Consider the following 860-nt stretch of genomic DNA (forward strand, 5'->3'; position numbering starts at 1 on the left):
GGTCGGGCCGTTCGGTCGGGGTGAGCCGCGTGTGATTGTGGTGTCGGACGAGGTGCAGGGGACGACGCCGACCTCGCGCGGCGGCTTGCGCTGCCCAGTTGCTGGTCCAGCCGTTACGACGAGCGGGCGTGCTGCGCCGGTGTCTGAACCGGGACGCGGTCGGGTCGGGCCCGACGGTGGCCTGTTGGCGGTGTGGTGCGCGCATGAATGAGCGACGCCGGTACGGCCGCCGGCTCGTTGCCACCGCCAGTGGCGTCCGGCAGATCGTGCTCGACGCTGCGTGGAGCCGTCGTTCGTGCAGCCGCTGCCCGGCGGGCAGGCTACCGCTGGTCGCCGCCCGGATGCGCGGTCGCTGGCCGAACGGGTAGATCTGAACCGTCGACGGGCCGAAGCTGGGCGGGGTACTTCGACAAAGCCCTGTTCGGGCCGGGTCAGCTGTCCCGGCACGCACTCATCTGCTACGACGACCGACTCACGCCCACCTGGCGGTACCCGGCGACGCGAGGCTGCCGTTGATCTACGACTGCTACGCACTCAACATGGACGGCGACGATGCCGTGGTGTGTTTCCTCGGCATGGGTGTGGCCGAGTTCCATCTGGTGTCGGTACGTGCCGGCGTAAGCACCACGGTCTCCCTCCGGGCGCGGGGATCCTGGGCTGCTGGTCGACGGGACCAGGGCCGCGCACGTCGGCGGATATGCACCGATCTGCGACCTGCCGACCCCGATCCGACTCGAACCCGGTACACCCGCTGGCGGTGACCCGGCTCGCCGCCTCGACAGCCGCGAAGTCTGGCAGGCACAACGGTTCTGCCGTGGACAAGTCCTTTACGTGCTCAACCCGGCCTGTACCACCACCAC

General features: G+C 69.7%; 1 protein-coding gene. It reads left to right on the forward strand.

The window, feature by feature from the left end; genetic code table 11:
• The first annotated feature begins 203 nt into the window (after positions 1-203).
• The gene (locus Pma05_RS42150) at positions 204-368 is read left to right on the forward strand and encodes a hypothetical protein (protein WP_203863150.1); all 165 of its coding nucleotides are present in this window, start codon (positions 204-206) and stop codon (positions 366-368) included.
• The last annotated feature ends 492 nt before the right edge of the window (positions 369-860 follow it).

The sequence above is a fragment of the Plantactinospora mayteni genome, assembly GCF_016862935.1.
In the GTDB taxonomy this organism is placed as follows: Bacteria; Actinomycetota; Actinomycetes; order Mycobacteriales; family Micromonosporaceae; genus Plantactinospora; species Plantactinospora mayteni.

What these genes read in the sequence shown, in the direction of transcription:
- Pma05_RS42150 (WP_203863150.1), top strand. Translation starts at nt 204, where the DNA reads ATGAATGAGCGACGCCGGTACGGCCGCCGGCTCGTTGCCACCGCCAGT.